Annotated in this window: 20 protein-coding genes; 13 read left to right on the top strand and 7 right to left on the bottom strand. The window is 74.1% G+C overall.

The window, feature by feature from the left end; genetic code table 11:
• Nucleotides 1-22 precede the first annotated feature (22 nt).
• Nucleotides 23-886, bottom strand: coding sequence for a hypothetical protein (locus tag AMIR_RS38935; protein ID WP_143760683.1), 864 nt, complete (start codon nt 884-886; stop codon nt 23-25).
• Nucleotides 887-1,024: 138 nt separating this feature from the next.
• On the opposite strand from AMIR_RS38935, the gene AMIR_RS09945 reads away from it, so the two are divergent.
• Together AMIR_RS09945 and AMIR_RS09940 are read left to right on the top strand one after the other, a co-directional pair.
• Nucleotides 1,025-1,387, top strand: a complete 363-nt coding sequence (locus AMIR_RS09945; protein WP_015800823.1) for a DUF2203 domain-containing protein — start codon at nt 1,025-1,027, stop codon at nt 1,385-1,387.
• A gap of 62 nt (nt 1,388-1,449) precedes the next feature.
• A complete protein-coding gene (locus tag AMIR_RS09940) occupies nt 1,450-2,139 on the top strand; it encodes a Clp protease N-terminal domain-containing protein (RefSeq protein WP_015800822.1) in 690 nt (229 codons plus the stop codon).
• Between the two features lie 27 nt (nt 2,140-2,166).
• Here AMIR_RS09940 and AMIR_RS09935 read toward each other — a convergent pair whose 3' ends face one another.
• Complete coding sequence (locus AMIR_RS09935) at nt 2,167-3,150, bottom strand: acetylxylan esterase (protein ID WP_015800821.1); 984 nt, start codon at nt 3,148-3,150, stop codon at nt 2,167-2,169.
• 158 nt (nt 3,151-3,308) lie between these two features.
• Nucleotides 3,309-4,346, bottom strand: a complete 1,038-nt coding sequence (locus AMIR_RS09930; protein WP_015800820.1) for a LacI family DNA-binding transcriptional regulator — start codon at nt 4,344-4,346, stop codon at nt 3,309-3,311.
• Nucleotides 4,347-4,598: 252 nt separating this feature from the next.
• Between AMIR_RS09930 and AMIR_RS09925 the strand changes: the two genes are divergently transcribed.
• From AMIR_RS09925 to AMIR_RS09895, 7 genes are read left to right on the top strand one after another with little or no spacing between them, the layout of a single operon-like run.
• Nucleotides 4,599-7,022, top strand: coding sequence for a beta-xylosidase/alpha-l-arabinosidase (locus tag AMIR_RS09925; protein ID WP_015800819.1), 2,424 nt, complete (start codon nt 4,599-4,601; stop codon nt 7,020-7,022).
• A complete protein-coding gene (locus tag AMIR_RS09920; protein ID WP_015800818.1) occupies nt 7,019-8,017 on the top strand; it encodes an ABC transporter permease in 999 nt (332 codons plus the stop codon). The genes AMIR_RS09925 and AMIR_RS09920 overlap by 4 nt, the downstream gene beginning before the upstream one ends.
• On the top strand, nt 8,014-8,955 hold the full coding sequence (locus AMIR_RS09915; RefSeq protein ID WP_015800817.1) for a carbohydrate ABC transporter permease: 942 nt from the start codon (nt 8,014-8,016) through the stop codon (nt 8,953-8,955). Before AMIR_RS09920 ends, AMIR_RS09915 begins: the two co-directional genes overlap by 4 nt.
• Before the next feature lie 46 nt (nt 8,956-9,001).
• Nucleotides 9,002-10,630, top strand: coding sequence for an ABC transporter substrate-binding protein (locus AMIR_RS09910; protein ID WP_015800816.1), 1,629 nt, complete (start codon nt 9,002-9,004; stop codon nt 10,628-10,630).
• A gap of 5 nt (nt 10,631-10,635) precedes the next feature.
• Nucleotides 10,636-12,174 carry a GH39 family glycosyl hydrolase gene (locus AMIR_RS09905; protein WP_015800815.1) on the top strand — a complete coding sequence of 513 codons (1,539 nt, stop codon included), beginning with the start codon at nt 10,636-10,638 and terminating at the stop codon, nt 12,172-12,174.
• On the top strand, nt 12,171-12,857 hold the full coding sequence (locus AMIR_RS09900) for a DUF624 domain-containing protein (protein ID WP_015800814.1): 687 nt from the start codon (nt 12,171-12,173) through the stop codon (nt 12,855-12,857). Before AMIR_RS09905 ends, AMIR_RS09900 begins: the two co-directional genes overlap by 4 nt.
• Nucleotides 12,854-14,893 carry a beta-galactosidase gene (locus AMIR_RS09895; RefSeq protein WP_015800813.1) on the top strand — a complete coding sequence of 680 codons (2,040 nt, stop codon included), beginning with the start codon at nt 12,854-12,856 and terminating at the stop codon, nt 14,891-14,893. Before AMIR_RS09900 ends, AMIR_RS09895 begins: the two co-directional genes overlap by 4 nt.
• Here the strand turns inward: AMIR_RS09895 and AMIR_RS42655 are convergent.
• Both AMIR_RS42655 and AMIR_RS09890 read right to left on the bottom strand, forming a co-directional pair.
• On the bottom strand, nt 14,883-15,005 hold the full coding sequence (locus AMIR_RS42655) for a hypothetical protein (RefSeq protein WP_276145744.1): 123 nt from the start codon (nt 15,003-15,005) through the stop codon (nt 14,883-14,885). The genes AMIR_RS09895 and AMIR_RS42655 overlap by 11 nt on opposite strands.
• A gap of 137 nt (nt 15,006-15,142) precedes the next feature.
• On the bottom strand, nt 15,143-17,095 hold the full coding sequence (locus AMIR_RS09890; RefSeq protein ID WP_015800812.1) for an alpha-glucuronidase: 1,953 nt from the start codon (nt 17,093-17,095) through the stop codon (nt 15,143-15,145).
• 194 nt (nt 17,096-17,289) lie between these two features.
• Between AMIR_RS09890 and AMIR_RS09885 the strand changes: the two genes are divergently transcribed.
• Genes AMIR_RS09885 through AMIR_RS09875 form a run of 3 tightly spaced genes read left to right on the top strand, consistent with a single transcriptional unit; the run spans nt 17,290 to nt 19,597 of the window.
• Nucleotides 17,290-18,072 (top strand): class I SAM-dependent methyltransferase, encoded by a 783-nt coding sequence (locus AMIR_RS09885; RefSeq protein ID WP_015800811.1) that lies wholly within the window; start codon nt 17,290-17,292, stop codon nt 18,070-18,072.
• Entirely contained in the window at nt 18,072-18,986 is a 915-nt protein-coding gene (locus tag AMIR_RS09880) for a saccharopine dehydrogenase NADP-binding domain-containing protein (protein ID WP_015800810.1), read from the top strand. Before AMIR_RS09885 ends, AMIR_RS09880 begins: the two co-directional genes overlap by 1 nt.
• Nucleotides 18,986-19,597, top strand: coding sequence for a TetR/AcrR family transcriptional regulator (locus AMIR_RS09875; protein ID WP_015800809.1), 612 nt, complete (start codon nt 18,986-18,988; stop codon nt 19,595-19,597). Before AMIR_RS09880 ends, AMIR_RS09875 begins: the two co-directional genes overlap by 1 nt.
• Before the next feature lie 112 nt (nt 19,598-19,709).
• On the opposite strand, the gene AMIR_RS09870 is transcribed toward AMIR_RS09875, so the two are convergent.
• Together AMIR_RS09870 and AMIR_RS09865 are read right to left on the bottom strand one after the other, a co-directional pair.
• Entirely contained in the window at nt 19,710-21,146 is a 1,437-nt protein-coding gene (locus tag AMIR_RS09870) for a glycoside hydrolase family 43 protein (RefSeq protein WP_015800808.1), read from the bottom strand.
• Nucleotides 21,147-21,599: 453 nt separating this feature from the next.
• On the bottom strand, nt 21,600-24,107 hold the full coding sequence (locus tag AMIR_RS09865; RefSeq protein ID WP_015800807.1) for a helix-turn-helix domain-containing protein: 2,508 nt from the start codon (nt 24,105-24,107) through the stop codon (nt 21,600-21,602).
• A 413-nt stretch (nt 24,108-24,520) separates the two neighbouring features.
• Here AMIR_RS09865 and AMIR_RS09860 point away from each other — a divergent pair, with 413 nt between their 5' ends.
• Nucleotides 24,521-25,351 carry a poly(ethylene terephthalate) hydrolase family protein gene (locus tag AMIR_RS09860; RefSeq protein WP_118945827.1) on the top strand — a complete coding sequence of 277 codons (831 nt, stop codon included), beginning with the start codon at nt 24,521-24,523 and terminating at the stop codon, nt 25,349-25,351.
• Nucleotides 25,352-25,610 lie beyond the last annotated feature (259 nt).

Raw genomic sequence — 25,610 nt, 5'->3', positions numbered from 1 at the left:
GGGGTGGGACCTCGCCGAGCGCTCACTCGCAGGCGACGCCGTCGCTGTTGCGGTCCAGGTCGTAGACGTCGGCGCCGACCACGCGGACCGGCCCCCGCACGTACGCCGGACCGTTGCCGCTGCCGCCCGCGCAGTCGACGTCGTCCGCGATCGGGACGCAGGCGTCGGCGTAGTTGGGGTGGCAGCCGTCGTTCACCGGGGCCGCCGAGGTGCCGCCCAGCGGCGGGACCACCAGCGAGACCGGCGGGATCAGCTCCTCCGCGGTCGCCGGAGCGGTCGTCGTCACCGGAGCGGTCGTCGTCACCGGGGCGGTCGACGACGTCGTGGTCGTCGTGGGCGCGGCCGAGCTGGAGGTGACGAGCGGCGCGACGCTCCCCGCCTGGCTGCTCTGCTGCCGCGCGTTGACCGCGAGCGCCGCGATCATCAGCGCCAGCACGACCCCCGCCGAGATCCACAGCGGCTTGCGCGACCTCGCCGCGGGCGCGGGAGGCGCCGCGCGCGGCGGCTTCGGGGCCCCGGCGCCGGGGTGCCGGGAGTCCGGGTCGGCGGGCACCATGACGGTCAGCTCGATGCCGAACCGGCCGCGCTTGGCCTTCGCCTCGCACACCGGCCGCACCCCGCTGGCCGCCGCCCGCTCCAGCAGCCCGGCGTAGCGCAGGGACATCGCCGGGTTCAGCTGGCCGACCCGCCTGCCCCCGATCCTGGCCTCGACGGTCCGCGCCCCCACCGCCGGGGCGAGGACGACCAGCTCGACCTGGACCTCGCTGTGCCCGCCGGGGGGCGCGTCGTAGGCCGCGAGGACGTCCTGGTGCTGCTCGACCCCCGTCAGCGGCACCGGCAGGTTCCCCGGTAACAACCAGACGCCCTGGCTGGAGTTCTCCCGCACGTTCCGCTCCCCCTCGTTCCGCAATGGTTCCACCACGACCATCGGCCATGGGCGCGCGGTGTTACCGGCCGGTCGGACGGCACGGGGGCCGACGGCGGCCGGGGCGGGCGGTCGGGCGCGCGTGGTTAGGCTGCCCCGGTGGGACTGTTCACCGTGGACGAGGCCAAGGCCGAGCTGACCGCCCTCATGCCCGTGCTCGACGAGATCGTCGCCCTGCGCGCCGACGCCGCCGAGCTGGCCGCCTCGCGCGCCGACGGGGGCTCGCCGTCGCCGCTGGGCGGGTTGCCCGAGCTGAAGGCGGCCCAGGCCCGGTTGGACGAGCTGATGACCGCCGTGCAGGACACCGGGGCCGAGCTGAAGGGGTTCGCCCCGCTGCTGGTCGACTTCCCCGCCGACCTGGACGGCGTCCCGGTGCTGCTGTGCTGGTTGGAGGGCGACCGGGCGCTGGAGTGGTACCACCGGGCCGACATCGGGTTCGCCGGGCGGCGCAGGCTCCCTTGACGATGTGACCCCATGTGGGGTTACCTGTGGGGGTATAACTATGACCCCACGGGGAGGCCGTCATGCCGAAGATCAACGTCTACCTGCCGGACGACCTGGCCGAGACCGTGCGCGCGCTGAACGTTCCGGTCTCCGCGATCTGCCAGCGCGCGCTGGAGCAGTCCGCGCGCCGGGTCGCCGCAATCCGCGCCACCGACCCCGCCGACCTGTCCGCGCTCGACGGGGCCCGCGCCACCGACCGGTTCCGGGGCGCGCTGCGGCTGGCCGTCGGGCGCGCCACCGGCGAGGTCGGCACCTCCGACCTGCTGCACGGCCTGCTGTCCGAGGGCGACAACCTCGCGCTGCGCGTGCTGCCCACCCTCGACGTGGACGTCGCCGCGCTCCGCCGGGCCGTCCCCGAGCGGCCCGGCGCCACCGGGGGGTCGAGCTGGAGCGCGGAGGCCGCGAGCGCGCTGGAGCTGGCCGTGGTGGAGGCGCTGGGGCTCGGGCACAACTACGTGGGCTGCGAGCACCTGCTGCTCGGGCTGGTCGTCGAGCCCGACGGCGGCGGCGGGCGGGCGCTGCGCGAGGCCGGGGCGGACGTGCGGTCGGTGCGGCGGGCGGTGACCGCCGCGCTGAGCGGGTACGAGCAGCTGCGCGCCAACACGCCCGCGACCGACCAGGACGCCGCGCTCGCCGCCGTGACCGGGCTGGTGCGGCGGGAGCTGGCGCCGCTGGTGGAGCGGATCAGCAGGTTGGAGCAGCGGGGGTGAGCGCGCGGGTGGTGGTGCTGGCGCTGCTCATCGTGCTGGCGCTGGCCTGAACCGCTCGCCCAGCCAGCGGACCTGGCGCTCGGCGTGCACGGCCTCACCGTGCTCGTGGTGGTTGAACGGGTAGACGGCGATCTCGGTGTCGTCCCCGGCCAGCGCGTTGAACGCGGCGAACACACCCGAAGGCGGGCAGATGGTGTCGCGCAGCCCGGTCGCGAACAGCGCGGGGACGGTGGTGCGGCGGGCGAAGTGGACCGCGTCGAAGTGGGACAGGGTGTCCAGGGCGCGCTCGGCGAGGTGCCTGCGGACCGAGAGGTACTGGACGATCTCGCCGTACGGGTGCGCGTCGGTGATCAGCACGTTGCGGGCGATGTGGCACAGCAGCGGCGCGCTCGCCAGCAGGGCGGACGCGCCGCCGCTGAGCCCGGCGGCGGCGATGGCGAACCCGCCGCCCTGGCTGTTGCCCACCACCGCGATCCGGGCCGGGTCGACGCCGGGGAGGACGGCGGCGGCGTCCACCGCGCGGGCCGCGTCGGTCAGCGCCCGGCGCAGGTAAGCGGTTTCCGGATCTTCGACGCCCCTGGTCAGGAAACCCGGCGTCGACGGGCCGGAGCCGACCGGGTCGGGGGTGTCGCCGCCGCTGCCGTGCTGGCCGCCCTGACCGCGCGTGTCGACCAGCAGGTGCGCGTACCCGGCGCACGGCCACAGCAGCCGCTCCTGCGGCAGACCCCTCCCCCGGCCGTAGCCGAGGTACTCCACGACCGCGGGCAGCGGTTCGTCGCCGTGCGGGCGGGAGTACCAGGCGCGGATCGGGTGGCCGCCGAAGCCGGTGAAGGCGACGTCCCAGGTGCGCAGGAGGGTCAGGCCGGTGTCGACGGGGTCCAGGGACAGCAGCGGTTCGCGCGAGCGGGCGTCGTCCATGGTGGACTTCCAGAAGGCGTCGAACCCGGCGGGCTCGGGGACGTCGGGCCGGTGGTCGCGCAGCTGGTCGAGCGGGAGGTCGAACAGGGGCACGGCGCTTGTCCTCTCGGTGCGGTGGCGGTGGCGGGCGGCGGCGGGGATCGGCGGTCCGGCGGCGGGGCGGGTCCGACGGGGGCCTGCGGCAGCGGGTTCGGCTCCGGCAACGGGGTGGGCTCCGGCGGCGGGTCCGACTGCGGCTCCGGCTGCCGGGGTCAGCCGCGCGGCGGCGCGGTGCTCTGGCGCACCACCAGCTCCGTCGCGAGGTCTATCCGCTCCACGGCGGGCCGCTCGCCGCGCGCCAGCGTGAACACCATCTGCGCGGCCGTCGCCGCCATCTCGGGCAGCGGTTGGCGGACCGTGGTCAGGCCGGGCCCGATCCACTCGGTGACGGGCAGGTCGTCGTAGCCCACGATCGACAGGTCGCCGGGGACCGACAGCCCCAGCTCGCCCGCCGCGCGCATCACGCCCAGCGCCTGGAAGTCCGACCCGGCGAAGATGGCCGTCGGCCGGTCGGGGCGGGTGAGCAGGTCCATGCCGTGCGAGTAGCCGCCGTTGACGTAGAAGTCGCCGTACCGCACCAGTTCCGGCGCGACCGGGATGCCGCCGGACTCCAGCGCGCTGCGGTAGCCGTCGACGCGGGCCCGGCTGCACAGCACGGTGGTCGGCCCGGAGATCACCGCGATCCGCTCGTGCCCCAACGAGATCAGGTGCCGGGTGGCGGCCAGCCCGCCCGCCCAGTTGGTGGAACCGACGGTGGGCACGCCCGGCGGCGGTTCGCCCGCGGTGTCCACGAAGACGAACGGGATGCTGCGCGCGGTCAGCCGGGCCCGCTGCTCCTCGTCCAGCTCCGCCAGCACCAGGATCACGCCGAGCGGGCGGCGGGCGAGCAGGTCGTCGAACCACTCGCCGGGCGGCCGGTGCGCGCCGCCCAGCTCGGACAGCACCACGGCGGCGCGCTCCTCGGCGGCGGCGCGCTCGACGCCCCGGATGATCTGCGTGGCCCACACCGAGTTCATCTCGTGGAACACCAGGTCGACCAGCGCGGGCCGGGACGACTGGCGGGCGCGCCTGCGCCGGTAGCCGCTGCGCTCGATCAGGCCCTCGACCCGCGCCCTGGTCTCGGCGGCCACGTCGGGCCTTCCGTTGAGGACCTTGGAGACGGTCGGGACGGACACCCCGGCCTCGGCCGCGATCGAGGTGATCGAGGCGGGGTGGCCGGGCTCCGGGTCCGGTGCGGGCGACGTGCTCATGCGGTACCCCGTTCGGCCGAGTCGCCCGGCACGCGCCGGACCTAAAGTTTCGGGGCCAGAGCGTAGAGCTTCCGACTCCTTTTGCCAACGGATGGCCACAGAATGCCGAGGAATGCCCTGGAAGCAAACGGGTCACGGGGTGTTGACGTGGTGGATCACGGGTCTTACGGTCTGCCCACCGGGCCGGTATGTCGGGCTAGCTTTCGATAGTTTCGGCCATTCACGAGGACGTGAAGCGGAGGTACCTGGTCGATGGCGAACAGGACGGCGGACGGTGGCTCCCCCTGGCGGGACGCGCGCCTGCCGGTGGCCGATCGGGTCGGGGCGCTGCTCTCGGCCATGACGCTCCGCGAGAAGCTCGCCCAGCTCGTGGGCGTCTGGGTGGGGGCCGACCCCGAGGGCGGGGACGTCGCGCCGCACCAGTCCGAGCTGACCGGCGACCCCGTCGACTGGACCGAGGTGATCTCCGCCGGGCTCGGCCAGCTGACCAGGCCGTTCGGCACCAGGCCGGTCGACCCGGTGCTCGGCGCTCGGTCGCTGGCCTCCGCGCAGGAGCAGATCACCGCCGCCAGCCGGTTCGGCATTCCAGCACTGGTGCACGAGGAGTGCCTCACCGGGTTCGCCGCCTGGCGCGCCACCGCGCACCCGGCCCCGCTGTCCTGGGGCGCCTCGTTCCGGCCGGAGCTGGTCCGGGCCATGGCCGGGCGGATCGGCGCGTCCATGCGGGCGGCGGGCGTGCACCAGGGGCTCGCGCCGGTGCTGGACGTGACCCGCGACTACCGCTGGGGGCGCACCGAGGAGACCATCGGCGAGGACCCGCTGCTGGTCGGCGTGGTCGCCACCGCGTACGTGCGGGGGCTGGAGGACGCCGGGGTCGTGGCCACCCTCAAGCACTTCGCGGGCTACTCGGCCTCGCGGGCGGGCCGCAACCTCGGACCGGTGTCCATCGGGCCGCGCGAGCTGGCCGACGTGGTCCTGCCGCCGTTCGCGATGGCGGTGCGCGACGGCGGCGCGCGGTCGGTGATGAACTCCTACAGCGAGCTGGACGGCGTGCCCTCGGCCGCCGACGCCGGGCTGCTGACCGGGCTGCTGCGCGAGGGGTGGGGCTTCACCGGGACCGTGGTCGCCGACTACTTCTCGATCAAGTTCCTCCAGACCCTGCACGGCGTCGCGGGCGACGAGGAGCAGGCCGCCGCGCTCGCCCTCCGCGCGGGGATCGACGTCGAGCTGCCGACCGTGCGCTGCTACGGGGAACCGCTGCTGCGCGCGGTCTCGCGCGGTGACGTCCCGGAGGAGCTGGTGGACCGGGCGGTGCGCCGGGTGCTGGCGCAGAAGGCGGAGCTGGGACTGCTCGACCCGGACTGGTCGCCGCTGCCCGAGTCGGTGGACTCGCTGGAGCTGGACGACGCCGGCTCGCGGACCATCGCGCTGGAGCTGGCGCGCGAGTCGGTGGTGCTGCTGGCCGACGGCGGCGGCGCGCTGCCGCTGCGGCCGTCCGCGCGGGTCGCGCTCGTGGGGCCGCTGGCGGACGACCCGATGGCGATGCTGGGCTGCTACTCGTTCCCCGCGCACATCGGCGTGCACCACCCGGACGCCGGGCTGGGCCTGGAGATCCCGACCGTGCGGGACGGGCTGCGCGGGCTGGGTGTCGAGGTGGCGCACGCGGTGGGCTGCGCGGTCGACGGCGACGACCGGTCCGGGTTCGCCGACGCGGTGGCGGCGGCGCGGGACGCGGACGTGTGCGTGGTGGCGGTGGGCGACCGGGCCGGGCTGTTCGGGCGCGGCACGTCCGGCGAGGGCTGCGACGCGACCGACCTGACCCTGCCGGGCGTGCAGGCGGAGCTGGTGCGGGAGGTGCTGGCGACCGGGACCCCGGTGGTGCTGCTGCTGATCACCGGCCGCCCGTACGCGGTGGGCGAGCTGGTGGCGGGGTCGGCGGCGGCGGTGCAGGCGTTCTTCCCCGGCCAGCTGGGCGGGCGGGCGATCGCCGAGGTGCTGACCGGCGCGGTCAACCCGTCCGGACGACTGCCGGTGAGCATCCCGGCCGATCCTTCCGGGCAGCCGGGGACGTACCTGTCGGCGCCGCTGGGACGGCGCACCGGGGTGTCCACCGTGGACCCGACGCCCGCGTTCCCGTTCGGGCACGGGCTGTCGTACGGCGGGTTCACCTGGTCGAAGCCCGTGGTGTCGGCGGCGGAGTGGCCGGTGGACGGCGAGGTGCGGGTGGAGCTGGAGGTGCGCAACACCGGCGGGGTCGACGGGTCGGACGTGGTGCAGCTGTACCTGCACGACCCGGTGGCGTCGGTGACGCGGCCGGTGGTGCGGCTGGTCGGGTTCGCGAAGGTCGACCTGGTGGCGGGGGCGGCGGCGCGGGTGGTGCTCGCCGTGCCCGCCGACGTGGCCGCGTTCACCGGGCTGGACGGGCGGGTGGTCGTGGAGCCGGGCGAGATCCGGCTGCGGGTGTCCCGGTCGAGCGCGGACGTGCACGGCGAGCTGGTGGTGGACCTGGTGGGCGGGGTGCGCGAGGTGGCGCACGCGACCCGGCGGTGGACGGCGACGGCGCTGGTCGAGCCGGTGCGGTCGGGCGGCGCGCCGGAGCGGGTCGAGCCGGCGGGGTCGGGAGGCGCGCCGGGGGCGCTCGCGGGCGCGGCGGCCGGAGAGGCTGCGGGGGCATGACCGCCGCACCGGAGACCGCCCTCGTCGCCGAGACGGTGGCCGAGGCGAGGCCGAGGCGCGGGAAGTGGCCGGGCAGGCGGCCCGCCGGCAGGCGGGAGACCTGGCGGCGGGCGCTGCGCCGGGACTGGCAGCTGTACTCGCTGGCCGTGCTGCCGCTGCTGTTCTTCCTGGTGTTCCGCTACCTGCCCATGCTGGGCAACGTGATCGCGTTCCGCCGGTTCGTGCCGGGCGGCAGCGTGTTCGGCGAGGCGTGGGTCGGCCTGCGGTACGTGGAGATGTTCGTCAAGGACCCCAACTTCTGGTCGGTGTTCGGCAACACCGTCGTGCTGGGCGCGCTGACCCTGCTGTTCTGCTTCCCGCTGCCGATCGTGCTGGCGCTGATGCTCAACGAGGTGCGCTCGCGCTACTTCAAGCGGTTCGTGCAGACGGTGGCGTACCTGCCGCACTTCCTGTCGATCGTGATCGTGGCGGGCATGGTGATGCAGCTGGTGTCCGTGGAGGGCACGGTCAACCAGGTCACCCGGCTGTTCGGCGCGGACGCCGTGCCGTTCATCCAGGCCCCGGACTGGTTCCGCACGATCTACGTGTCGTCCGAGGTGTGGCAGACCGTCGGCTGGGGCACGATCCTGTACCTGGCCGCGCTGACGACCGTGGACGAGCAGCTGTACGAGGCGGCCCGGATCGACGGGGCGAGCCGGTGGCGGCAGACCTGGCACATCACGCTGCCGGGCGTCCGGCCGACGATGGTGACGCTGCTGATCCTGAACACCGGCACGTTCATGGCGGTGGGGTTCGAGAAGATCCTGCTGCTGCAGAACCCGCTGACCTACCCGACCGGCGACGTGGTGTCGACCTACCTGTACCGGGTGGGCCTGGTGTCCAACAACTTCAGCTACGCCGCCGCGATCGGCCTGTTCGAGGCGCTGGTGGGGCTGGTGCTGATCCTGTCCGCGAACGCGATCTCGCGCCGAGCGGTGGGGACGAGCCTGTGGTGACGCCGGATCTGGCCGAGAAGGCCGGGGAGCTGGAGAAGCCCCTCGTGCGCGCGGCCCCGCGCGGGCTCGACGACAGCCCCGGCTACCGGGTGTTCCGGGTGGTGAACACCGCGCTGCTGCTGGGCGTGGTCGCGGTGACGCTGTACCCGTTCCTGAACATCGTGGCCCAGTCGTTCAGCGACGAGCAGGCCATCCGCACGGGCCGGGTGAACCTGCTGCCGCAGGGGTTCGACCTGAAGACGTACCGGTTCGTCATGGCGGACCCGGCGTTCTGGAACGGCTACCTGAACACCGTGGTGTACACGGTGGTGGCCACCGCGATCGCCATGGCGCTGACCACGGTCTACGCCTACGTGCTGTCCAAGCGGCGGCTCAAGGGGCGCGGGCTGCTGATCGGGATCGCCGTGTTCACCATGTTCTTCAACGGCGGCCTGATCCCGAACTACGTGCTGATCTCCAGCCTGGGCATGAAGAACACGCTGTGGGCGGTGGTGCTGCCGAACGCGATCAGCGTGTTCAACCTGCTGGTGATGAAGTCGTTCTTCGAGAACCTGCCGTCCGAGCTGGAGGAGGCGGCGGTCGTCGACGGCCTGAGCGCCTACGGCGTGCTGCTGCGGATCGTGCTGCCGCTGTCCAAGGCGGTGCTGGCGACGATGGTGCTGTTCTACGCGGTGGCGAACTGGAACGCGTGGTTCGGGGCGTTCCTGTACTTCGACCGGGCCGACCTGTTCCCGGTGACGGTGTACCTGCGGAACATGATCGCCGGGGCCTCCGGGGCGGACGCGGTCGGCGCGGGCGGGTCGGCCGACGTGGCGCAGGTGTCGGCGAACATCAAGGCCGTGACGATGGTGCTCACCGTCCTGCCGGTCCTGGTGGTCTACCCGTTCGTCCAGAGGTTCTTCGTGTCGGGCGTGATGCTCGGCGCGGTCAAGCAGTAGCGCGCTCTCACCCGTTGACGACGCTGTCACACCGAGGAGTTGCCCGATGCGCACGAAGTGGAAGAGGCCGTTCACCGCACTGGTGGCGGGCGGTCTGGTCGCGGGCCTGGTGGCCTGCAGCGGGGACGACCCCGGTTCGGAGCCGGTGAACCTGGACGGCAAGCGGGTGGGCGCCATGGCCGACTTCGCCGCGGGGACGCCGTTCAAGGCCACCGAGCCGCTGGACTTCGGCATCCTCTACAACGACCACGCCAACTACCCGATCAAGAACGAGTGGATGCTGTGGTCGGAGCTGACCTCGCGCACCAACGTCACGCTCAAGCCGACGGTGGTGCCCAACAGCGACTACGACCAGAAGCGCAGCCTGGTCATCGGGGCCGGTGACGCGCCGGAGATCATCTCCAAGACCTACCCCGGCATGGAGCGGCCGTTCGTCGCCTCCGGCGCGATCCTGCCGGTCAGCGACTACCTCGACCTGATGCCGAACTTCAAGGCCAAGGTCGAGAGGTGGGGGCTGAAGAAGGACCTGGAGACGCTGCGCCAGGACGACGGCAAGTTCTACGTGCTGCCCGGCCTGCACGAGGCCCCGTGGCAGGACTACACGCTGGCGTTCCGCACCGACGAGCTGACCCGGCTGGGCATCGCGACGCCGAAGAACTGGGACGAGGTCCACACCGCGCTCAAGGCGATCAAGGCGGCGCACCCGGACAGCTACCCGCTGTCGGACCGGTTCGAGGGCAAGGCGCTGCTGAACTACCTCGGCATGACCTACGGCACCGCCGCCGGGTGGGGCTACGTCAACGCGACCTGGGACGAGAAGGCGCAGAAGCTGGAGTACAGCGCCTCCAGCCCGCAGTACAGGCAGATGCTGGAGTACCTGCGCAAGCTCGTCGACGAAGGGCTGCTCGACCCGGAGAGCTTCACCCGCAAGGACGACCAGATCGCGATCCGCAAGTTCGCCAACGGCGAGTCGTTCGCCATCAGCGCCAACGCGCAGAACGTGGTCAACGACTACCGGCCCGCGATCTCCGGCATCCCCGGCGCGACCGTGGCGAAGATCCCGCTGCCCGCGGGGCCCGCCGGGAACCTGATCACCGGGTCGCGGCTGGAGAACGGGCTGATGATCCCGGCCAAGGCCGCCGAGAGCGAGCACTTCGTCGCGATGATGCAGTACGTCGACTGGGTCTGGTACTCCGAGGAGGGCCAGGAGCTGGTCAAGTGGGGCGTGCCCGGCACGACCTACGACAAGGACGCCTCGGGCAAGCGGGTGCTGAACCCCGGCGTCGCCTACGCGGGCACGAACACCGGCGCGCCCAAGCACCTGCAGAAGGACTTCGGGTTCGCGGGCGGCGTGTTCGCCTACGGCGGCCCGACGGAGCTGCTGCGCTCGACGTTCACCGACGAGGAGATCGCGTTCCAGGAGGAGATGGCGAAGAAGACGTCCGCCCCGCTGGTGCCGCCGTACCCGTTCACCGAGGAGGAGCGCGAGCAGTCCTCGCTCTGGGAGACCCCGCTCAAGGACTACGCGAACCAGTCGGCGCTGCAGTTCATCCTGGGCGACCGGGACCTGTCGACCTGGGACGCGTACGTGAGCGAGCTGGACGCCAAGGGGCGGACGCAGTTCGTGGACCTGGCCAACAGCGCCCACCAGCGCTACAAGCAGAAGAACGGCTGAGCCGCGTGGGCGCCGACCGCACGACCGTCCCCGACCACCCGATCGGCCCGATGCCGCAGACCTGGCGCGAGTGCGTCGGGACGGGCAGGCTGAACCTGGCGCTGCGCTCGGACTACCGCGAGTCGCTCGCGGTGCTCCAGCGGGACATCGGGTTCCGCCACATCCGGGGGCACGGGCTGCTGTCCGACGACCTCGGCGTGCTGCGCGAGTCCGGCTCGGGCGTGCGGCGGTGCTCGTTCACCTACCTGGACCAGGTGTTCGACGCGTACCTCGGGCTGGGCGTGACACCGTTCCTGGAACTGGGTTTCATGCCCGGCCGGCTCGCGTCCGGCGACGACACCGTGTTCTGGTGGAAGGGCAACATCACCCCGCCGCGCGACCACGGCGAGTGGGCCGCGCTGGTCACGGCGCTGCTGCGGCACCTGATCGACCGGTACGGGCTCGCCGAGGTGCGCACGTGGCCGATCGAGGTGTGGAACGAACCGAACCTGCCGCAGTTCTGGAAGGACGCCGACCAGGCCGCGTACTTCCGGCTGTACGAGACGACGGCCCGCGCGGTGAAGGAGGTCGACGCCGGGCTCCTGGTCGGGGGCCCGGCGATCTCCCCCGGCTCGGACGACTGGTGGGCGCCGTTCGCGGAGTTCGTCGCCGCGAGCGGCTCGCCGGTGGACTTCGTGAGCAGGCACGCCTACACCTCGGGGCCCGCGCAGCACATCCCGTTCGGCACCTACCAGACGCTGTCCGCGCCGCAGGACCTGCTGGCCCAGTTCGCCGCGCCGCGCGAGCACCTGGCGGGCACCGCGCTGGCCGGGCTGCCGGTGCACATCACCGAGTTCAACAGCTCCTACCGGTCGGACAACCCGATCCACGACACCGCGTTCCACGCCGCCTACCTGGCCCCGGTGGTCACCGGCGGCAACGACCTGGTGGACTCGTTCTCCTACTGGACGTTCTGCGACGTGTTCGAGGAGGAGAACATCCCGACCTCGCTGTTCCACGGCGGGTTCGGGCTGCTGACGCACCGGCAGGTGCCCAAGCCCGCGTACCACCTGTACGCGTTCCTGGCGCGGATGGGCGCGCACGTGCTGGCGCGCGGCGAGGACCACCTGGTGTGCCGGGACGACGACGGCCGGGTGAGCGTGCTGGCGTGGCAGCCGGTGGGCGGCAGCGACGCGCCCGCGGCGGCCGAGCGGCACGAGGTGCGGCTGTCGGTGCCGGTGGCCGCGCCCGCCGCGTTCCTGCGCCGCGAGCGGGTGGGCGAGCACGACGGCAACGCGTTCGCCGCGTGGCGGGAGCTGGGGCGGCCGTTCTCCCCCACCGAGCGGCAGTTCGACCTGCTGCGGGACTGCGCGCGCCCGGCCGTGGAGCACTCGGCGCCGCCGGTGGCGGGTGGTCGGGTGGAGCTGGACCTGGCGCTGTCCCGGCACGAGGTGACGTTCGCCGAGGTGCTGCCGGTGCGGCCGGCGCACCACGAGGGCCTGGACGACCGCAGGCTGCTCGGCGGTTCGGACGCGCGGCTGGTCGCCGCGCACGAGCTGCCGTGACCGCGCGGCGCGACCCGGCCGCCGAGATCGGTCCGGGGTTCCTGTCGCGGGCGTCGGCGGTGGTGTACTGGTTCCTCGCGCTGGAGGTCCTGCTGGTGCTGACCTGCGCGCCCGCGCTGGTGGGGCTGCTGCTCCTCGCGGACGGTCCGGGGAACGCCGTGCTGGTGGGGCTGTGCCTCGCGCCGGTGGGGCCCGCGCTGTCGGCGGCGGTGTTCGCCTGGCGGCGGTTCCTGACCGACCGGGACCTGTCCCCCGCGCGGCACTTCTGGCGCGGCTACCGGCTGAACGCGGTGGACGTGCTGCGCTGGTGGCTGCCCGCGCTGCTGGTGCTGTCGCTGGTCGGGTTCACGCTGTCCACTGTGGACCTGGCCGGGGTGCCGCGCTGGTACGCGCTGCTGCTGGCGCTGGTCGCGGCCGGGGTGCTGGTGTGGTCGGCGCAGGCGCTGGCGCTGTCGTCGGTGCTGGCGCTGCGCACCCGCGACCTGGTGCGGCTGGCCTCCTACTACCTGTTCGCCCGGCCGTCGACGGCGGTGGGCGCGCTGGCGCTGCTGGTCGTGGCGCTGGGGGCGACCCACTTCGGTTCGGACTGGGCGCCGCTGCTGCTGGCCTCGCCGCTCGCGCTGGCCCTGCTGCGCACCGCCGAACCGGCGCTGCGCGACGCCACGGAAAGGTTCACCGCATGACCGGGCAGATCTCCTACGGCGGCGACTACAACCCCGAGCAGTGGCCGGAGGACGTCTGGGACCAGGACTACGCGGCGTTCGAGCTGGCCGGGATCGACACGCTCACGGTGGGCGTGTTCGCGTGGGCGCACCTGCAACCGGCCGAGGACCGGTACGACTTCACGACGTTGGACGCGATCGTGGAGCGGGCCGCCGCCGAGGGCAAGCGGATCGTGCTGGCGACGCCGAGCGGGGCGATGCCGCCGTGGCTGGCGCGGGCCTACCCGGAGGCGTGCCGGGTGGACTTCGAGGGGCGCGAGCACGTGTACGGGCAGCGGCACAACGCCTGCCCGTCCTCCCCCGCGTTCCGGCGGCTCGCCGTCGCCCTGGCCGGGGAGTTGGCGCGGCGGTACGGGGAGAACCCGGCGGTGGTGGCCTGGCACGTGGGCAACGAGTACGGCGGGGCCTGCTACTGCGGGCTGTGCGCGGCCGGGTTCCGGGAGTGGCTGCGGGAGCGGTACGGGAGCCTGGCGCGGCTCAACGACGCGTGGAACACCACGTTCTGGTCGCACACCTACACCGACTGGGCCGAGATCGAGCCGCCGAACGCGCTGTCCGAGCACTGGCGCGGGCCTGACCACACCGCGTTCCAGGGCACGACGCTGGACTACAAGCGGTTCATGACCGACGCGCTGCTGGGCGGGTTCGTCGCGGAGAAGGCGGCGATCCGCGAGCACGTGCCGGACACGCCCGTGACGACGAACTTCATGGGGCTCTACCAGCCGGTCGACTACCACCGGTGGGCCGAGCACCTGGACTTCGCGTCCTGGGACAACTACCCGCCGGAGGACGCGGACCCGCTGCGCACGGCGGCGCGGATGGCGCTGGCGCACGGGCTGATCCGGGGCCTGAAGGGCGGCGCCCCGTTCTGGGTGATGGAGCAGACGCCGTCGACCACGGCGTGCCGGGACGTGAACCCGGTGAAGCGGCCGGGAATCCTGCGGTTGTGGTCGTGGCAGTCCGTCGCGCACGGGGCGGACGCGGTGCTGTACTTCCAGATGCGGCACGCGCGCGGGGCGAGCGAGAAGTACCACGGCGCGGTGCTCGACCACGCCGGGCGCACGGACACGCGGGTGTTCCGGGAGGTCGCGGCACTGGGGGCGGAGTTCGCGGCGGTCGGCGACGCACTGCTCGGGGCGCGCACCCCGGCGCGGGTGGCGCTGCTGGTGGACTGGGACAGCTGGTGGGCCGTGGAGATGTCGGACGGGCCGAGCAGGCACGTGCGGTACGTGCCGGTGCTGGCGGCCCACCACCGGGCGCTGTGGCGGGCGGGGGCGCAGGTGGACGTGGTTCCGGTGACCGCCGACCTGTCCGGGTACGACGTGGTCGTCGCCCCGTTGCTGCACATGGTGAAGGGCGACCTGGCGGAGCGGTTGGGCGCGGTGGTGCGGCGGGGCGGGTCGCTGCTGACGACGGCGCTGTCGGGGCGGGTGGACGAGGACGACAACGCGTTCCTGGCGGACGTTCCCGGTCCGCTGGCGGGGTTGCTGGGGCTGCGAGTGGAGGAGACGGACGCGCAGCGGCCGGAGGTGGTGAACCCGGTGTCCTTCGGTGGCGGGGAGTTCGCCGGGCGGCACGTGTTCGAGGTGGTGGTCCCGGAGGACGGGCCCGAGGGGCCGGCGGCGGAGGTGCTGGGGTCGTACGGGGCCGACTTCTACGCCGGAACCCCTGCGGTGACGCGGGCTTCGCGCGGGGACGGCGCGGCGTGGCACGTGGCGACCGTGCTGGACGACGCCGGGGTGGACGCGGTGGTGCGGGCGGTGCTCGACGAGCACGGCCTGGTGGGGGCGCTGGCGGACGTGCCGGAGGTGGAGGTGGCGGAGCGGGTGGCGCCGGACGGGACGCGGTACCTGTTCCTGCTGCACCACGGGGAGGCGGCGCGGGTGGTGGAGTGCCCGGTGAGCGGGGTCGACCTGCTGGGCGGTGGCGAGCTGGTGGCCGGGGCGGAGCTGGAGCTGGGGCCCGCGGCGGTGCTGGTGGTGCGGGTCAGCCCGTGACCAGGACGACGCCCGAGGCGTAGTCCAGGTCGGGGCGGGTGGCCAGCCGGGAGGACGGCCACCGCCCCGACCGCAGGGATCGCCAGGTGCAGCAGGCGGAGTTGCCGGTCACCGCCGCCGATCGCCCTGCGCAGGGCGGCGTTGCGGGCCAGCGCGAGCCGGTACCGCTGCCCGCTGGACGCCGTGGCGGGGAGCTGGTCGGTGGCGGCGTCCTGGCCCAGCTCGGCCAGCACGTCCGCCACCAGGGGATCAGTGGATGGTCCGGCCGTGCGCGTCGGGGACTCCGGACTTGCGCAGGAAGTAGGTGTTGACCTGGTCGCGCCACTCCACCGCGCACCGCAGCTGCTCGACCAGCCGCTCGGTGACGCGCTCGTGCACGTCGTCGGAGACCTTGCCGCGCAACGACTCCCAGGTCGTCACCATCCGCTCGACGGCCTCCACCCCGGCGAAGTGCGTGTCGTAGACGTGCTGCACCACCGTCTTCCCCGAGTGCAGCACGTGCCCGTACGGGACGTGGTGGAAGAACAGCAGCAGCTCGTCCGGGCAGGTGCCAGGGTCCTCGTACACCTCGCGCCACGGCTGCGGGTACTGGCCGGTGAAGCCGGTGCCGGTGGCGCGGGTGCGGTCGACGCCGACGCCGTCGCGGTCGGCGAAGTGGTAGGTGCCCCAGCGGGTGTACTCGTAGCCGTCGACGTCCGGGCCGTAGTGGTCGCCCGGTCGGACCATGAAGCCCACGCCCAGCGGGGCGGTGTAGTCCTCGTACGCGCGCCAGGAGCCGGACATCAGCTCGTGCAGCGGGGCGTGGGCCGCCGGGTCGGGGAAGGTGAGGGCGATCCACTCGCGCAGGAGCTCGTCGGGGTCGGCGGTCGGGTCCCAGGCGAGCCTGCCGAACGCGTAGAGGTTGGCCTGCGCCAAGGGGTGCCCGGTCCAGAACGGGTCGTCGCCGACGTTCGAGACGGCGGTGACCCCGGCGGCGAGGGTGTGGACCTCCCGGTCGCCGAAGGGGAAGCGCAGGACCTCGCTCCACTGCGGCCCCAGGTAGCAGACGTGCCGCTGCTGGCCGGTGTACTCCTGGGTGACCTGGAACTCCACGGCCAGCCGGGTGGTCGGCATGGCGGCGATGACCGGGGAGACCGGTTCGCGGGGCTGGAAGTCGATGGGGCCGTTCTTGACCTGGAGCACGACGTTGTCGGCGAACTCGCCGTCCAGCGGGGTGAAGTGGTCGTGCGCGGCTCGGGCGCGGTCGGTGGTGCGGTCGCGCCAGTCCTGGTGGTGGTCGTAGACGAAGGCGCGCCAGAACACCGTGCCGCCGAACGGTTCCAGGGCCTCGGCGAGCGCGTTGGCGCCGTCGGCGTGGTCGCGGCCGTAGCTGAACGGACCGGGTTGGCCCTCCGAGTCGGCCTTGACGACGTAGCCGCCGAAGTCGGGGATGGCGGCGTAGACGGCGGCGGTGGTGCGGGCCCACCAGGAGCGGACCTCGGGGTCGAGCGGGTCGGCGGTGGTCAGGCCGCCGAGCAGGATCGGGGAGGCGAAGGTGACCGACAGGTGCGCGCGGATCCCGTGCGGGCGGAACACCTCGGCCAGGCGGACGACCTCGGGGAGCAGGTCGGTCAGCAGGCGGGCCTCGGTGCGGTGCACGTTGACGTTGTTGAGCGCCACCCGGTTCACGCCGATCGAGCCGAGCAGGCGGGCGTACGCGGCGACGCGGGTGAGGTCGGGGCGGACGGCGCCGTCGGCGTAGAGCAGGGAGCCGCCGGAGTAGCCGCGCTCGACCTGGCCCATGACGGGGTGGACGTCGACGTTGTCCCAGTGGTCGAGCATCCGGACCGGGTAGGCGGGGTGGTGCTCGCCGGTCTCCTGGAAAGCGCTCTCACCGGCGCGGACGAGGTGGTGGAAGCCGTAGAGCAGGCCGGGGCCGGAGGCGGTGACGGTGGTGGTCCCGGCCGCGTCGCGGGTGATCGCGAACGCCTCGGGGTCGTCGTCCGGGCCGGTGAGGACCAGGTCCAGCTCGGGGTCCTCGGTCACGAGCGCCCCGCCGTGGGCGGTGGTGGCGGCCAGCGCCTCGGCGCGGACGGTGTCGGCGATCGGGCCGTCGCCCACGACCCGGACGCGGCGGGCGCCGAGCGCGCGGAACGCGGTGGGTGGGAGCCAGGCGGGATGCACGTCGGGGAGCAGTTCGGCCGCACCGAGAGAACCGTTCACCGGTCACCCACCCGAGGGTCCTGGGTCGCCGTCGACCCGATTGGTTTATCCGTTGAACTTAAACGGCCCAGGGGCGACGGGGCAAGGGATCACATCCGCGCGACCCGCGCCACCTCCACGACCGGGGCCTTGACAACTCCACCCCGCGTTGTGAACGCTTGTTCATGAACAAGCGTTCACAACGGAGGTGCGGGGTGTCCGAAGAGGTGGTCAACACCGCCCAGGCGCAGGTCTGGAACGGCCCGGCCGGGCAGCGGTGGGCCGAGCGCGACGAGCGGTTCGACGCGGTCCGGGGCGGGTTCGACCGGGCGGTGCCCGACCTGGTCCGCCCCGGCGACCGGGTGCTCGACGTCGGCTGCGGCACCGGCTCGCCGACCAGGGGCGCGGCCCGTGTCAGCACGGCGGCGACCGGGGTCGACCTGTCCGAGCCGATGCTCGCCAAGGCCCGCGCGCTGGGCGGCGACCCGACCCCGGCGTACCTGCCTGCCGACGCCCAGGCGCACCGCTTCTCCCCCGGCGGGTTCGACCTGGTGGTGAGCCGGTCCGGCGTGCTGTTCCTCGCCGACCCGGTCGCCACGTTCGCCAACCTCCGCGCCGCCCTGCGCCCCGAGGGCCGCCTGGCCGTCCTCGTCCCGCACGGGCTCGGCGAGGTCGGCGACCTGCTGACCCGCGTCGTCCCCGGCTGGGAGCCGCTGAGCGCCGGTCCGCTGTCGCTGTCCGAGCCGGACGTGGCGCGCCGGGTGCTCGCCGACGCCGGGTTCGCGGACGTGGCCGCCGAGGAGGTCCACGCCTGGCAGGTGTGGGGCGGTGACCCGGACGACGCGGCGGAGTTCCTGCTGTCCCTGGCGTGGCAGGCGATCACGCGGGCGCGGCCGGACGCCACCGGGGCCGAGCTGCTCCCGCTCGTCCGCGCGGAGCTGGCCGGGCGCGGGTCCCGGCTGCGCGCGAGCGCCCTGCTGCTGACGGCGGTGGCCTGATGGCGCGGGTGCTGGTGCTGGGCGGGTACGGCGCGGTCGGGCGGCACGCGGTCGCCGAGCTGGCGGGGCGGCACGAGGTGGTCGTCGCGGGGCGGGACCTGGCGCGGGCGTCGGCGGTGCCCGGCGCGACCGGGGTGCGGGTGGACCTGCACGACGCGGACGACGTGCGGCGGGTCGTCGACGGCGCGGACGTGGTGCTGATGTGCGCCGAGACCGCGAACGCCGCCGTCGCGCGGGCCGCCGCCGAGGCCGGGGCGCACTACCTGGACGTGTCGGCGTCGGCTGAGGTGCTCGCGTCGATCGAGGAGCCCACGGGCACGACGGCGCTGCTCAGCGTCGGCCTGGCCCCCGGCGTGTCGAACCTGCTGGCCCGCTGGTGCGTCGCGGCGAGCGGGGCGCGCGAGGTGGAGATCGGGGTGCTGCTGGGCGGCGGCGAGCGGCACGGGGCCGCCGCCGTCGAGTGGACCACCGCCGGGGTCGCCGGGATGGGCGGCGCGTGGCGGGCGAGGTTCCCGGAGCCGTTCGGTGCGCGGCGGGTGCGCGGGTTCCCGTTCTCCGACCAGGTGACGCTGCCGACCACGCTGCCGGTGGACCGGGTGCGCACCGGGCTGTGCCTGGACTCGCGGCTGGCGACGGCGCTGCTGCCCGCCGTGCGCTGGCTGGGGCCGCTGGCGTCGTCGGTGCACCTGGGCGGGGACGGGTTCGCCGTGGTCGCGTCGGCGGGCGGGATGAGCTGCTCGTTCAGCGGCAACGGGCAGAGCAGGGCCACCGGCGTGATCGCGGCGGCGCTGGTGGAGCTGCTGCCGACGATGCCCGCAGGCAGGTGGCACGTGGAGCAGGTGGTGGAGCCGGAGGCGTTCCTGGGGGCGCTGGAGGGGTACCGGGTCGCGGGGCCGTCCTACGATGTGCGGTGATGGCACCACGGAGGGCCGCGGCACTGCCCGAGGGCGTGACCGCGCGCGAGCACCTGATCACCGCGGCGGCCGGGCTGGTCGCCGAGCGCGGCACGGCCGGGCTGACCGTGCGGGACGTCGCGCGCGCGGCCGGGCTCGCGCCGGGCGTGCTGTACAACCACTTCGCGGACCGCGAGGAGCTGCTGGCGCTCGCGCTGCACCGGCACGTGCGGCAGGTGGAGGACGCGCAGGGGTTCGCCTGGGGCGGTGATCTCGCCGCCGACCTGCGGGCGTTCGTGGCGCACGCGGTGGCGGTGCACCGGGCGGTGCTGCCCGCGCTGGCCGGGCTGGTGGGGCAGCCGGAGCTGGCGGCCAGGTTCGAGGCGCTGGGCAACCCGATGGGCGGCGGGCTCGGCATGGTGGAGCTGCTGGCGCGGCGGCTGCGCGCGGAGCGGGACGCCGGGAACCTGGCGGCGGGAGCGGACGTGGAGACGGTCGCGACGCTGGTGGTGGGGGCGTGCCACGAGCTGGCGGTGCCCAGGCTGTTCGGGCTGGGCGCGGTGGAGGCGTTCCCGCCGGAGTGCGAGGACGCGGTGGTGGACACGGTGCTGCACGGGGTGCTGCCGCGCTGACCCGCGCCCGGTGGTGGGGTCGCGCGGGCGGCCCGGCCCCGGTGCCAGGCCGCCCGCGCGAGTCTCGGTGGCGCGTTTTCCCCTGCTGTGCGAGGGGATCGCGCCCGGTGGGTCAGGAGCCGACGCGGAAGGTCGCGTCCTGCTGGTCGGTGGCCGTGCTGATCGGGTCGACGCGCAGCGCGTAGCCGGAGTGCCGCAGGTAGCGGTCCGGGAGGTTCGCGGAGCGGAACGAGGACCAGGACGAGTCGGCAAGGCCGGGGACGCGGTGGAAGGTCGCGTCGGCGCGGAAGGCGGCGGTGTTGTCGTTGGCGTCCAAGCGGATCGCGTACTCGTAGTGCCGCAGGTAGCGGGTCGGGTCGGACACCGACTGGAACGAGACGCCCGAGGAGTCGGACAGGCCCGGCACGAGCTTCCAGAGCTGGTCGGTGTACGGGTCGAACGGGTACGGGTCGATGCGGCCGAGGTAGTTCTGGTGGCGCACGAATCGGTCCGGGAAGTTCGAGGACTTCAGGCGGTTCCAGGACGGGGCGCCCCAGCGGGACAGCAGCGCGGACTGCTCGGCCGCCGTGATCGGGGAGATGGTGGCGTGCTTGGAGTTCAGCGGCTGGGTGTAGGCGCGCTGGTTCAGCACCGACCAGGAGTTCGCGCCGGGGTTGGTGGTGGACCAGGCGTAGAACTCGCCGTTCACCGGGGAGTACGAGTCGCCCCACAGGTAGTGGGTGTCCGAGGTGTTGGACTTGACCAGGATCGGCGCCTCGATGCCGCTCGCCTGCTTGAGCGGGCTCGTGTAGGTGCTGAAGCTGTTGGGGTTCAACGAGGACGAGCGCGCGCCGTACAGGTTCCCGTCGGCCATGTTCTTGTAGTACAGGTAGTTCGTGCCGCCGCTGGTGAGGACGGTGCCGTCGAGGACGTTGAAGCCGGGGTCGAAGAACACCTGCGGGGAGCCGACGTCCACGAAGTCGGTGGTGTAGTTGACCATGAAGACGTCGCGGGTTCCGTTGTGCGCGGAGTAGAGGATGCCGTACTGGCCGCGCGCCGCGTCGTAGAACGCCTCGGGGGCCCAGGTGTGGGTGTCCATCGAGTGCATCTTCAGCCTGCGGTAGTTGCTGAAGCTGGTCAGGTTCGTGGAGTCCCAGGCGTGGATGTACTGGTTCTTCTGCGTGAAGTCGGTGCCGTTGAGGTCGGTGGCGATGACCACGAACGTGCCGTCCTGCTTGCGCAGGATGAACGGGTCGCGCAGGCCCCTGGTGCCCGCGGTGGGGGTGACGACGGGGTTGTTCTGGCCCAGCGGGGTCCAGTTGAGGCCGTCGCCGCTGACCGCGAGGTGCAGGCCGTAGTTCGCGCCGGTGGTGCTGGGGGACTCGGTGAAGTAGCCCATCACGTACGCGGCGTAGGTCGCCTGCGTGGTGGGGTCCGAGGACTCGGTGGCGGGCTGGTCGGCTTGCTGCGCGATGGCTTGCCGCGCGGCGGCCTGGTGCGGCGCGACGGCTAGCAGCAGGGTCGCGACGAGCAGCGCCACCCGGCGGCCCAGGGACCGGGTACTGACCACGACGTTCCTTCCCAGACACCGCCGTCGTCGATGGTCACGCTCACATCGGCGCGCGACGGCAGTGTCGTGTCCGGTGGTGCGGGGTGTCCGGCGAGGTGGAGCGGGCGGCGGCCGGTTACCGGGATGTTGCGGACGAGTGTGATCGCTCACAACTTAGGTGTCAACCCCCACCCGGAAGGCGATGTGCTGCGGCCGAGCGGGTTCTTGACATGCGGCGATGCCTGCTTTTTCCACCTCGGCAGTGATTTTTGTTAGCGCTAACAGGGACGGGTTCGAAACGTCGGGAAAGCGCAGGTGGGGGCGGTGGTGGGAATTGCCAACGGGCGGCGGTGCGGTGCGGAGCGGTGCGGAGCGGAGCGGTGCGGAGCGGAGCGGAGCGGTGCGGAGCGGTGCGGGTGGACCGCCGCCGCCCCCGCCGCCACCGCCGACTACGGGCGGTCGGGTCCTGCGCGCTCAGCCGAACCGCTTGACCAGCTCCACCCGCGACCGCACTTCCAGGCGGGCGAAGATGTTCCGCAGGTGGTGCTCGACGGTGCGGTGGCTCAGGAACAGCCGGGCCGCGACCTCCCGGTTGCTCGCCCCCTCCGCGACCAGGCGGGCGATCCTGGCCTGCTGCGGGGTCAGCTCGGCGAAGCCCCCGCCGGACCGGCCGCCGGGTCGGCCGCCGGGTCGGTCGCCCGTCCGCTCGACGGTCCGCTCACCGCCGGGCGCCGTCTCCCCCGCCGCCCGCAGCTCGGCGCGCGCCCGCGCCGCCCAGTGCTCGGCCTCCTGCCGCTCGAAGATGTCCGCGGCTTCCCGCAGCACCTCCCGCGCCGCCCTCGGCCGCCGGGACCTGCGCAGCCACCGCCCGTGGACCAGCTGCGTCCTCGCCAGCTCCAGCGCCCCGCCGCTCCCCCGGTGCAGCCGCAGCGCCTCGGTGAAGTGCTCCCGCGCGGCGTCCCCGTCGGCCAGGACCCCGAGGCACCGGTGCACCACGGCCTGCCGGGCGGCGCTGCCCCCGCTGTCCGCCCACCGCCGGAACCGCCGCAGCTCCCGCTCGGCCCACCCGACCTCGCCGCACCCGGCCGCCGCCTCGACCAGGTGCGGCACGGCCATGGTGCGGATGCCCTCGTGCACGCCCCCGTACCGTCCGCCGGACTCCAGCGCCCGCAACCGCTCCAGCGCGACGACGGGGCGTTCGCGGGCCAGGTCGACGCAGGCCAGCGCCCACGCCGCCAGCGTTCCGGCGCGGCCGAGGCCGTGGCGGGAGACCTGCTCGGCGGCGGTGTCGACGCGGTGCAGGGCGGTGTCGCAGTCGCCGCGCAGGGCGGACAGCAGGGCGAGGATCATCAGGTGGTCGGCGGCGGCGTTGCGCTGGCCGACGGCCTCGGCGGCGTGCAGGCCCTCGAACGCGGCGGAGAACGCGAGGGCGTGGCGGTCGAGCAGGAGCGCCGACAGGGCCTGGTAGATCAGCGCCCAGGGGAGGAACGCGGTGAGCCCGCGCTCGCGGGTGGCGACCACCGCGCCGCCTGCGAGCTCGTGGGCCTTGGCGGAGTCGCCGAGGACGTAGGCGGCGTGCCCGCCCCAGACGCCCGCCTGCGGGACGGGGGTGCGCTCGGCGGTGGCGACCACGGCGCGCAGCAGCGGGACGGCTTCGGCGTGGCGGCCCCGGAAGGTGGCTTCCATGCCGAGGACGTGGTCGAGGACGAGGGCTTGCGGGTCGGGGTCGTCGGGTGCGCGGAGGGCGGCGGCGGCGTGGGCGATCTCGGTGTGCAGGGCGTGGTCGCCAGCGCTGCACGCGGCCTCGCCCGCGAAGCCGAGGGCCAGGGCGGCTTGGGCGCGGTGCGCGCCCGCGAGGTCGGCGGCGGCGCGCAGGAGCCTGCGGGCGGCGCCGTCCGGTTGGCCGCCGCCCAGGTCGAGGCCGCCCCGGACCAGGTCGGCGAGCGCGCGGAGCTCCGGGCTGTCGGACAGGCGGGCGGCGGCGGTGAGGGCGGACCTGGCGGGGCCCGCGGAGCCCGAGGTCCAGTGGTCGGCGGCGGCGCTGACCAGTCGGCGGGCGCGGAGGGCGGGGGCGCTGGTGAGGGCGGCGGCGCGGTCGTGGTCTCGGGCGGCGCGGACGTGGTCGCCGCAGCGGCGGGCGCGACGGGCCTCGGCGTGCAACCGCTCGGCTTGGGCGTCGCGGGCGCCGGGGGCGGTGGCGGCCTGGTGCCAGGTGCGGCGGGGGCCGGGTGGGAGGGCTTTGGCGAGGGTGGTGTGGGCGGCGTAGCGCTCGGAGAGGGGGAGTTCGGCGGCGAGGGTGGTGCGGGTGAGCGGGCCGGGGGTGAGGAGCGGGGCGGCTTCCTGGACGGCGGCGGGGCCCACGTCGGGGAGGCGGGCGAGGGTGTCGGGGTCGAGGTCCGGGTCGACCAGGGACAGGGCGGCGGCGGTGCGGGCTCGGGGGGAGAGGGCGTGGAAGCGGGCGCGCAGGCGGGAGCGGAGGAGGCTGTCGGCGGGGAGGGCGGTGGGGGCGGGGGCGGTGCCGCCGAGGTGCTCGGCGGTGAGGGCGGCGGCTAGTTCGACCAGGGCCAGGGGGTTGCCGCAGGCGAGGTGGGCGAGGTCGGCGGCCAGGTCGGCGGGGAGGCCGGGGCGGAGGTCGTGGAGGACGCGCAGGGAGTCGGGGTGGGTGAGGGGGGTGAGCTCGACGCTGGGGAGGTGGGGGAGGTCGGTCTCGCAGGCGAGGAGGACGGCGACGGGTTCGGAGGTGAGGTCGGGGAGGAGGGTGAGGAGGGCGGAGAGGTCGAGCAGGTGCGCGTCGTCCACGCAGAGGAGGACGAGGCGGGGGTCGTCGGCGAAGTCGGCGGCGGCGCGGCGGGCGGCGCGGAGCAGCGCGGTCTTGCCGGTGCCGGGACCGCCGCGCAGCACGAGAGCTCCCCCACGGCCCGCGCGGGCGTGGTCGAGCAGTGCGTCCACGGCGACGCGCTGCCGGTCGCGTCCGAGCAGCATTGGTCCAGTCTCGCCAGGGGAGGGGTGGGGTGGAAGAGCGTGAGCGTGGCTGACTCTTGACACCGGGTGGGCGGGGGTCGGGGTGAGCGGACCGTTCGCCGGGGATCAGCGGACCACTCACCGGGGATGGGGCGGGCCGGGGGCCGGGCGGGCGGAGCTTTCGGCGGTTGCAGACCGGGGCGGCCTTCGGGTGAACGGTCCGTTCACCCGAAGACCCCCAGCACCGGTGGCCCGAGCCCTCACCCCCCTTCCCAGGGCCCGTGTTCCCACCGGCCCCCGCCCCCCACGAGCGCGGGTCGGGCAGGTGGTCGTACCGATGCACGAACCGAGGCGGGTGCCGGAAGGTCGGATTCCCCTGCCCCCCTGCACGAACGAGGTGTGCTCCCGTGCGATTGCGCGCACTCTTCCCCGCCATGGCCCTGCTGGCCGCGAGCGCCGTGGCCGCTCCCCCCGCCGCGCTGGCCGCCGCCAGTCCCTACGAGCGCGGGCCCGCCCCGACCACGGCCAGCGTCGAGGCCGCGCGTGGGCCGTTCGCCACGGCCACGGCGACGGTGTCGTCGGTGTCCGGCTTCGGCGGCGGCACGGTCTACTACCCGACCAGCACCGCCGAGGGCACGTTCGGCGCGGTCGCGATCTCGCCCGGCTTCACCGCGACCCAGTCGTCGGTGGCCTGGCTCGGGCCCCGGTTGGCGTCCCAGGGGTTCGTGGTGATCACGATCAACACCCTGTCGACCCTCGACCAGCCCGACAGCCGCGGCGCCCAGCTGCTCGCGGCCCTCGACTACCTCACCACCAGCAGCTCCGTGCGCACCCGCATCGACGCCTCGCGCCTGGGCGTGATGGGTCACTCGATGGGCGGCGGCGGTTCGCTGCGGGCGACGGTGTCCCGGCCCTCCCTGCAGGCCGCGATCCCGCTGGCCCCGTGGCACACCACCAAGAACTGGTCGAGCACGCGGGTCCCCACGATGATCATCGGCGCGGAGTCGGACAGCACCGCCCCGGTCTCCTCGCACTCGGAGCCCTTCTACACCAGCATGACCTCCGCGCCGGACAAGGCGTACCTGGAGCTGAACAACGCCGGCCACTCCGCCCCGACCTCGGCGAACACGACGGTGGCGAAGTACAGCATCTCGTGGCTGAAGCGGTTCATCGACAACGACACCCGCTACGACCAGTTCCTCTGCCCCGCCCCCTCGCCCAGCTCGCTGATCGAGGAGTACCGGGCGACCTGCCCGCACAGCTGACCGGACTCGCCCCGCCCGACCCGGCCCTCGGGGTCGGGCGGGGCGGACCACCACCGGCCGGAACGCGCGGGGAGCCGACGGCTCGCCCCGACCCGCGACGCGCCCGGCCCCCGGCACGGCCCCCGCACCCTGCACGCGGGGGCCGCTGCCCGGCGCGCACCCCCCGCCCACAGGGGCCGCTACCCCGCCCAAGCCCCTCCCCCGCTGGTCCATCGGTGTGAAACTCCCCTGCGGACTCGGCCCAGTCGGTACCGTCCGG

This window comes from Actinosynnema mirum DSM 43827 (genome assembly GCF_000023245.1).
Lineage (GTDB): Bacteria > Actinomycetota > Actinomycetes > Mycobacteriales > Pseudonocardiaceae > Actinosynnema > Actinosynnema mirum.
The sequence above is the reverse complement of the archived record's forward strand: the minus strand, read 5'-3'. Positions and strand labels throughout refer to the sequence as shown.

Coding starts and splice junctions, on each gene's coding strand:
- AMIR_RS09940 (WP_015800822.1), top strand. CDS start 1,450: ATGCCGAAGATCAACGTCTACCTGCCGGACGACCTGGCCGAGACCGTG.
- AMIR_RS09930 (WP_015800820.1), bottom strand. CDS start 4,346: ATGAGCACGTCGCCCGCACCGGACCCGGAGCCCGGCCACCCCGCCTCG.
- AMIR_RS09925 (WP_015800819.1), top strand. CDS start 4,599: ATGGCGAACAGGACGGCGGACGGTGGCTCCCCCTGGCGGGACGCGCGC.
- AMIR_RS09920 (WP_015800818.1), top strand. CDS start 7,019: ATGACCGCCGCACCGGAGACCGCCCTCGTCGCCGAGACGGTGGCCGAG.
- AMIR_RS09910 (WP_015800816.1), top strand. CDS start 9,002: ATGCGCACGAAGTGGAAGAGGCCGTTCACCGCACTGGTGGCGGGCGGT.
- AMIR_RS09895 (WP_015800813.1), top strand. CDS start 12,854: ATGACCGGGCAGATCTCCTACGGCGGCGACTACAACCCCGAGCAGTGG.
- AMIR_RS09880 (WP_015800810.1), top strand. CDS start 18,072: ATGGCGCGGGTGCTGGTGCTGGGCGGGTACGGCGCGGTCGGGCGGCAC.
- AMIR_RS09875 (WP_015800809.1), top strand. CDS start 18,986: ATGGCACCACGGAGGGCCGCGGCACTGCCCGAGGGCGTGACCGCGCGC.
- AMIR_RS09865 (WP_015800807.1), bottom strand. CDS start 24,107: ATGCTGCTCGGACGCGACCGGCAGCGCGTCGCCGTGGACGCACTGCTC.
- AMIR_RS09860 (WP_118945827.1), top strand. CDS start 24,521: ATGGCCCTGCTGGCCGCGAGCGCCGTGGCCGCTCCCCCCGCCGCGCTG.